The organism is Streptomyces sp. NPDC059371 (assembly GCF_042751995.1).
In the GTDB taxonomy this organism is placed as follows: domain Bacteria; phylum Actinomycetota; class Actinomycetes; order Streptomycetales; family Streptomycetaceae; genus Streptomyces.
In genome coordinates this window covers 99298-105972 of the sequence record NZ_JBHYXD010000014.1, presented here as the reverse complement: position 1 = coordinate 105972, position 6675 = coordinate 99298, and the positions used below count along the sequence as shown (strand labels likewise).

General features: G+C 70.5%; 4 protein-coding genes. 2 read left to right on the top strand and 2 right to left on the bottom strand.

The features are described from left to right. Positions 1 to 179: 179 nt before the first annotated feature. Positions 180 to 2093 carry a translational GTPase TypA gene (gene typA, locus ACFXGX_RS11290; protein ID WP_384788140.1) on the bottom strand — a complete coding sequence of 638 codons (1914 nt, stop codon included), beginning with the start codon at positions 2091 to 2093 and terminating at the stop codon, positions 180 to 182. A gap of 182 nt (positions 2094 to 2275) precedes the next feature. Continuing rightward, positions 2276 to 4885, bottom strand: coding sequence for an ABC transporter substrate-binding protein (locus ACFXGX_RS11285; RefSeq protein WP_384788137.1), 2610 nt, complete (start codon positions 4883 to 4885; stop codon positions 2276 to 2278). 578 nt (positions 4886 to 5463) lie between these two features. Here ACFXGX_RS11285 and ACFXGX_RS11280 point away from each other — a divergent pair. After that, positions 5464 to 5790 (top strand): hypothetical protein, encoded by a 327-nt coding sequence (locus tag ACFXGX_RS11280; protein WP_384788134.1) that lies wholly within the window; start codon positions 5464 to 5466, stop codon positions 5788 to 5790. A gap of 45 nt (positions 5791 to 5835) precedes the next feature. Continuing rightward, positions 5836 to 6657: a hypothetical protein gene (locus ACFXGX_RS11275; protein WP_382787803.1), complete on the top strand. Its 822-nt coding sequence runs from the start codon at positions 5836 to 5838 to the stop codon at positions 6655 to 6657. Positions 6658 to 6675 lie beyond the last annotated feature (18 nt).

Sequence of the window (6675 nt, the reverse complement as noted above, 5' to 3'; positions counted from 1 at the left end):
ACCCCCAGAACGGGACGTGTTACTGGGGTTTCGGTCTGGCCACACCGAATTTCGGACACCGGTGGGCGAAAAAGGGGTGCAAAACCCCCGGGGGCCCCCCCTGGGGGGGCCCCCCGGGCTCAGGTTGCCGGTGGATCAGCCGGCCGGGCCTGACGGATCAGGCCGACGGGACCGGTGGATCAGCCGTGCTTGGCGCGGCTCGCGGTGCGGCCGCGCTCCTTCTGGTCGAGGACGACCTTGCGGATGCGAACGGATTCCGGGGTCACCTCGACGCACTCGTCGTCGCGGCAGAACTCCAGCGACTGCTCCAGGGAGAGCTTGCGCGGCGGGACGATCGCCTCGAACGAGTCGGCGGCGGCCGAGCGCATGTTGGTGAGCTTCTTCTCCTTGGTGATGTTCACGTCCATGTCGTCGGCGCGCGAGTTCTCGCCGACGATCATGCCCTCGTACACCTCGGTGCCGGGGTCGGTGAACAGCACACCGCGCTCCTGGAGGTTCGTCATCGCGAACGCCGTGACGGCGCCCGCGCGGTCGGCGACCAGCGAACCGTTGTTACGGGTCGTCAGGGTGCCGAACCACGGCTCGTGGCCCTCGTGGATGGAGTGGGCGATGCCCGTGCCGCGCGTACCGGTCAGGAACTCGGTCCGGAAGCCGATGAGGCCGCGGGACGGAACGACGAACTCCAGGCGGACCCAGCCGGAACCGTGGTTCGACATGTTGTCCATGCGGCCCTTGCGGACGCCCATGAGCTGCGTGACCGCGCCCATGTGCTCCTCGGGGACGTCGATCGTCATGCGCTCGACCGGCTCGTGGACCTTGCCGTCGATCACCTGGGTGACCACCTGCGGCTTGCCGATGGTGAGCTCGAAGCCCTCGCGGCGCATCTGCTCGACCAGGATGGCGAGCGCGAGCTCACCGCGGCCCTGGACCTCCCAGGCGTCCGGGCGCTCGGTGTCGAGCACACGGAGGGAGACGTTACCGACCAGCTCGCGGTCGAGGCGGTCCTTGACCTGGCGGGCGGTGACCTTGCGGTCCTTGTCCTTGACCGCGGCCTTGGCGTCCGCGCCCTTGCCCGTGCCACCGCGGCCGACCAGCGGCGAGGTGTTCGTGCCGATGGTCATGGAGATCGCCGGCTCGTCGACCGTGATGAGCGGCAGCGCGATCGGGTTCTCGGGGTCGGCGAGGGTCTCACCGATCATGATGTCCGGGATACCGGCGACGGCGCAGATGTCACCGGGGCCGGCCACCTCGGCGGGCTTGCGGGTGAGCGCCTCGGTCATCAGCAGCTCGGTGATGCGCACGTTGGACATCGTGCCGTCGCGCTTGATCCACGTGACGGTCTGGCCCTTGCGCAGCTCGCCCTGCTCGACGCGGAGCAGCGCGATACGGCCGAGGAAGTTGTCGGCGTCCAGGTTGGTCACGTGGGCCTGGAGCGGCGCGGCCTCGTCGAAGGACGGGGCCGGGACGGACTCCAGGATCGTGGTGAAGAACGGCTCCAGGCTGTCGCTGTCGGCCGGGACGGTGCCGTTCTCCGGCTTGGTCAGCGAGGCCACGCCGTCACGCGCGCAGGCGTAGACGATCGGGAACTCGATCTGGTCCTCGTCGGCGTCCAGGTCGAGGAAGAGGTCGTACGCCTCGTTCACGACCTCGTCGATGCGCGAGTCCGGGCGGTCCGTCTTGTTGATGCACAGGATGACGGGCAGGCGGGCCTGCAGCGCCTTGCGCAGCACGAAGCGGGTCTGCGGCAGCGGGCCCTCGGAGGCGTCGACCAGCAGGACGACCGCGTCCACCATCGACAGACCGCGCTCGACCTCACCACCGAAGTCGGCGTGGCCGGGGGTGTCGATGATGTTGATCGTGATGGCGTCGCCGCCATCCTTCGGGTGGTACTTGACCGCCGTGTTCTTCGCCAGGATCGTGATGCCCTTCTCACGTTCCAGGTCGTTCGAGTCCATCATGCGGTCGTCGAGCGACTCGGCGGCGTGCGCGGCGAAGGCACCGGCCTGCTTGAGCATGGCGTCGACCAGAGTGGTCTTGCCGTGGTCGACGTGGGCGACGATGGCGACGTTGCGGATGTCGTGGCGCGTGGCCATAGTGAGGCGCTTCTCCCGGAGTGAGTGGACGGCCTCCGCATCCGCGGGGCCACTGCCGGGCTGAACACGCCACGGCCTTACCCCATGGTACGTGGCCTTGACAGAAGCGGCCTCCGCAGGGCCACCGGGGGCCGGGCGACCCGGGCCCGCCACAGGGCGGGCCCGGGTCGTTCATCCGCAGGTCACCGGCTCTTCGACGGGCTCGCCGAAGGCTTCGCGCCCTTCTTCAGGAAGCCCATGTCCTCGTACACCGGGGTCTGGAATCCGAAGGCCCCGGTGTTCGCCAGGCCGGCGCGGGCCGCGGCGAGCTGAGGGCGCTGGTAGAGCGGGATGGAGCCGGCGGCGGCCCAGATCCGGGCGTCCGCCTTGCGGACCAGGGAGCGCTCCTCGCCCTCGTCCAGGGTGGAGAGCGCCTGGTCGAAGAGCTGGTCGACCTGGTCGGTGCCGACGCGGGTGTAGTTCTGCTCGACGCTCAGCGAGCCGTCCGCCGCCGGCACGGGCTTGGCGTAGATCGGACGGGCGTCGGTGGCCGGGAAGGCGGAGGCGGGCCACGAGTAGAGCGCCAGGTCGTAGTCGCCCGAGGCGATGTGGTCCTTGAAGTAGCTCTCGTCGGAGACCTTCGTGATGTCCGTACGGACACCGACGCGCTGGAGCATCCGCGCGATCCGGTCGGCCACGAGCCGCAGGGACTCCGAGCCCGCGCCCGAGGGCACCACGAAGCGCAGCGCCAGCGGCTTGCCGTCCTTGGCGAGGACATTGGACGCCGCGCCCGCCGGAGCCGCCGTCCCCTTGGGCGCGTACGCCCCCGGAAGCCCGCCCTGCCCGGCGTACTGGCGGCCGTCCATGTGCCGGGCGGCCTGCTCGTCCGTGTGGGCGCCCTGCATCACACCGGTCTGCTGCTCCTGCCTGCGCGCGTGGTCCTTGGGGTCCTGGGCGGGCTCCCGGCCCACCCGGGAGGGCTTGTCGTCGTCGCCGAGAACGTACGTCCCGCCCCCGCCCGGCCTGCCGTCCTCGGCGCCGTCCCCCTTCTTGCCCTCGGAGCCGGCCGCCTTCCCCGTCTTCTTCTGCTCCGTGATCGGACCGCCCGGCACCCACCCGGCGTCCGCGAGCAGCGCCCGCGCCTCGGCGGCGTCCTGGTTGCCGAGGGCGCCGCTGCTGTCGGCGTACGCGGACTGGCCGGCGAGGGCGAGGTGGCTGCCGACCGGTTCGGCGGGCAGACCGAGCGGCCGGAGGACGGCCTGGGCGAGTTCCTTGCGGTTCAGGGCACGGGCCACGGCGCGGCGGACGCGCTCGTCGGCGAGGGGGCCCTCGGAGCCGTTGAGGGCGAGCTGGGTGAAGGCGGGTTCCAGGGACTTGCGGACCACGAAGCCGCTCAGTCCCGACCCCGCGGAAGCCTTCGTCGCGCCGGCCCCGCTGCCCTTCGTGCCCGACTCGCCCTTCTCGCTCTCGTCGTCCTGTTCGCCGTCGTCGGTCTTCTCGTGCCGCGAGCTCTTCTCGCTCGTCTCGCTCTTCTCGCCGTCCTCGTCCTTGCTGCCCTTCTCAGCCGTCTTCTCGCTCTTGTCGCTGTCCTCGTCCTTGTTGCCCTTCCCGGCCGTCTTCTCGCTCTTGTCGCTGTCCTCGTCCTTGTTGCCCTTCCCGGCCGTCTTCTCGCTCTTGTCGCTGTCCTCGTCCTTGTTGCCCTTCCCGGCCTTCTCGCTCTTCTCGCTCTTCTCGCTCTTCTCGCTCTTCTCGTGCTTGGCGGTCTTCTCGTGCTCGGCGCTCTCGTCCTTGTCGCTCTTCTCGTCCGCCGAGTTCTTCCCGTCCTCCTCCTCGGACTCCTCCGTCTCGGCCTTCTCGTCCTTCTTCCTGGACGTGGCCTTCCCGCTCTTCTCGCTCGTCGCGGAGGCCCCCTGCAACGGGGCGCCGTCCTTGTGCCGGGCGGCGAGGGTGACCTGCTCGGCCTCGGCGGGGTCGATCTCGGCCAGGTCGAGCTTGCCGTCGGCGAGCGCCTCGGCCCGCTTGTCCCGGGCGACGGCCACCAGGTCGATCTCGTCGAGCTTGCCGGGACGGCCCCACCAGCGGGCGTTGCGCGTGAGGCGGACCTGGCCGGTCTTGCGGTCGACCGTCTTCACCGCGAAGGGCCCCGCGCTGACCTTGAGCTTGCGCCGCGCGCCGTCGTTGAAGGAGTCCGCGGTACCCATGACGTCCTTCGGGTACAGCGGCGAGAACAGCGCCTTCCAGTCGGCGTAGGGCCGGCTGAAGGTGACGCGGACCTCCAGGTTGTTCCTGCCCCGCTCGATCTTCTGGATCCGGTCGTAACCGGCGTTGCGCGCCGTCCAGTACGCGGAGTCCTTGCCGGACAGGGCGCGCCACTGGGCGGCGAAGTCGGCGGCTCCGATCTCGCGTCCGTCGCTCCACACGGCCTGCTGGTTGAGCTTGTACAGCACGACCTGCTTGGGCGACGTGCCCACGACCTTCGCCGACTCCAGGTAGTCGGAGTTGATCTGCGGCCGGCCGTTCGCGTCGAGCCGGTACATCGACGGCAGGACGGCACCGGCGACACGGTTGGTCGCGGCGTCGGCGTCCGACTGGAACGCGTTCAGCGTCTCCGGTACGGCGTCCACGGCCCAGCGCAGGGTGCCGCCGTCGGCGACCAGGTCACGGGACGCGGGCGCGATGTCCTGCACCGCCGCGGGTCGGTCCGCCTCGTCGTCCGCGCTGCACGCGGCGAGGGCGGGTACCGCGAGCGCGCCCGCGGTGAGAAATGCGGCCGAGCGCATCACCGCGCGCAGTCCGACGCCTTCGTGGGACATCACTGCAACCTCCGGGGGACGCTCCGCCGCGGGAGCTGGTCCGTTTCTGGTCCCGTTCGGCGGTATTAGTGAGTTGATCCGATCTACATGCCAACTGAAGAGCAGGACGGCGGAGGGGAGGCGGCGACACGACGACGGGGACCGGTAACCCCACTCGTGCGGCGCAATCCGGACCCGTGCCGGGCCCCCGCCACGGGTCGCATCCGGAACCGCGCAGGGCCCCGCCACGGGTCGCATCCGGAATCGCCCCGGAGGGTTGCGCCCCCGCCCGTATCCGGAATCGCGCCGGGGCCGCCCCGCGGGTCCGTATCCGGACACCGCGCACGCGGGGGTACGGCGCCGCCGCCCGGTCCCCCGGGCCGTCCGGCCTGCCGCGCGGCCCTCCGGTCCGCTCCCGGGCGCGCGGGGAATTCGACCGGCGCGTGGGCGGAGGAGGCGGCGCACGGCGTTCGTTCTGGAGCGCGACGGCCTTCAATCCGTGCACACGCCTTCACAGGGGACCTTGTGACGCGCAACACTCGCAGGCGCATGAACGTTGCCGCCTGAAGCCGCGGGGCCCACGGAAGTGAGGGCAAGTCATGTCCGTGCACGACGACCTGACGTCAGTCCAGCGCTGCCTCGACGATCTGCAGCGGTCGGTGCGGCGCCTGGAACAGCAGATGGGCACCGGTCTGGAGATGCGCCGAGTGCGCGCCGACGCCGACCACCTGCGCGAGAGTCTCGCGCTGCTGCGCGAGTCCGCCGCGGGCCGCGCCCCCGGGCTCCCGGCCGTGCCCGGACCGGCGGGATCCGGGTCCGGGCGGCTGCCCGACCTGGTGCCGGTCCCCGACACCCCGTACGACAGCTCCTTGTGGACCGATTCCGACGACGAGGGTCTCGGCGCGCACCACGGTCCCTCCCACTAGCGCCCGCGACACCGGCGCACCCCCGAACCCGACCGGAGTGCGAAGTTGGCCACTGGTACGGAACCTCATCTGAACAGCGGCGGTGTACGAACGGGTACGCGCGCCGCGATCGCCGCCCCGCATCTGCGGACCGACCGCTGGTGGCTGGCGCCCGCCGCCACCGCGGCCGGGTTGCTGGCCTTCGTCGTGTACTCGACGTGGCGGGCCTTCTCGGACACGCACTACTACGCGGCGCCCTACGTCTCGCCGTTCTACTCGCCCTGTCTGGCGGAACGGTGCGGGACGATGCGCTCGGGCCCGAACGCGGACCTGTTCGGGAGCTGGTGGGGCATCTCGCCCGCCATCATCATCCTGGTCTTCCCGCTCGGCTTCCGGCTGACCTGCTACTACTACCGCAAGGCCTACTACCGGGGCTTCTGGGCGAGCCCGCCGGCCTGCGCGGTGGCCGAACCGCACAAGAAGTACACCGGCGAGACCCGCTTCCCGCTGATCCTGCAGAACATCCACCGGTACTTCTTCTACGCGGCCCTCGTCGTCGCCGGCATCCTCACGTACGACACCGTGCTCTCCTTCCGCGACGAGCACTACGCCTGGGGCCACATGGGCCTCGGCACGCTGGTGTTCCTGGTCAACATCACGCTGATCTGGGCGTACACCCTCTCCTGCCATTCCTGCCGGCACATCGTCGGCGGAAAGCTCAAGCACTTCTCCAAGCACCCCGTGCGGTACCGGATGTGGCAGTGGGTCGGGAAACTGAACGCCCGTCACATGCTGCTGGCCTGGGCGTCGTTGGTGAGCGTGGCGCTCGCCGACTTCTACGTGTACCTGGTCGCGTCCGGCGCCTTCGACGATCCGCGCTTCTTCTAGATTGGGTGGAGCCCCCTG

Bases quoted from the DNA above. Each gene is read 5' to 3' on its own strand.
- typA (WP_384788140.1), bottom strand. From the start codon at position 2,093: ATGGCCACGCGCCACGACATCCGCAACGTCGCCATCGTCGCCCACGTC.
- ACFXGX_RS11285 (WP_384788137.1), bottom strand. From the start codon at position 4,885: ATGTCCCACGAAGGCGTCGGACTGCGCGCGGTGATGCGCTCGGCCGCA.
- ACFXGX_RS11280 (WP_384788134.1), top strand. From the start codon at position 5,464: ATGTCCGTGCACGACGACCTGACGTCAGTCCAGCGCTGCCTCGACGAT.